The 1127-nt window shown below is 74.4% G+C and carries 1 protein-coding gene; it reads right to left on the bottom strand.

Annotated elements, in window-relative coordinates; genetic code table 11:
* On the bottom strand, positions 1 to 1127 hold a 1127-nt coding region (locus D7X74_RS42000; protein ID WP_147446917.1), incomplete at both ends, for an HAD-IC family P-type ATPase.

Below are 1127 nucleotides of genomic sequence, written 5' to 3'. Positions count from 1 at the left end.
ACACCGCCCAGACCCCCGCCGTCACCACCGCCACCGCGATGACCGCGGGCACGAAGACGCCGGCCACCCGGTCCGCCAGCCGCTGGATGGGGGCCCGCGTGCGCTGGGCCTCGGCGACGCGCTGGACGATGCGCGACAGGAGCGTGTCCCGGCCCACCCGCTCCGCGCGCATCACCAGCGAACCCGTGCCGTTCACCGTGCCTCCCGTCACCTTCGCGCCCCGGCCCTTCTCCACCGGCACCGGCTCTCCGGTGACGAGCGACTCATCCACCGCGCTCGCGCCCTCCAGCACCTCGCCGTCCACCGGCACCTTCTCGCCAGGGCGCACGCGCAGCCGGTCCCCCACATGGACCTCCGACAGCGGTACGTCCTCTTCATGCCCGTCGTCCCCGATGCGCCTCGCCGTCGCGGGGGCCAGGGACAGGAGCGCACGCAGGGCACCAGACGTCGCGTGGCGGGCGCGCAGCTCCAGCACCTGCCCCAGCGCCACCAACGTGAGGATGATGGCGGCGGCCTCGTAGTACACGGGCGCGGTGTCACCGTGTCCCGTGCGCGCACCGTCCGGCAGCAGGTGCGGGAACAGCGTGGCGACCCCGCTGAACAGGTACGCCGCGCCCGCGCCCAGCGCGATGAGCGTGAACATGTTGAGGTGCCGGTTGCGCACCGACGCCCAGCCTCGCTGGAAGAACGGCGCCCCCACCCAGAGCACCACCGGCGTCGCCAGCACGAACTGCGCCCACAGCAGGGCCTCCGGGGACAGCGCGAGCCGCACGGGCAACATGTCCGCCATGCCCAGCACCATCAGCGGCACGCTCAGCGCCAGCCCCACCCAGAACCGCCGCGTCATCGAACGCAGCTCCGGATCCGGCCTGTCCTCCACCGTCACCGTGCGCGGCTCCAGCGCCATGCCGCACTTCGGGCAGGTGCCGGGCCCGTCGCGCACCACCTCCGGGTGCATCGGGCAGGTGTACTCGACCCGCGTCTCCAGGGCCGGCGGCGCGTCCGGCTCCAGCGCCATGCCGCACTTCGGGCAGGCCCCCGGCGCGTCCCGCCGCACCTCCGGGTCCATGGGGCACACCCACGTCGTGCCCGGCGCGGCGGGCACGACGTGGGTGTGCCCCATGGAC

The sequence above is a fragment of the Corallococcus sp. CA047B genome, from assembly GCF_003612065.1.
Classification (GTDB): domain Bacteria; phylum Myxococcota; class Myxococcia; order Myxococcales; family Myxococcaceae; genus Corallococcus; species Corallococcus praedator.
The sequence above is the reverse complement of the archived record's forward strand: the minus strand, read 5'-3'. Positions and strand labels throughout refer to the sequence as shown.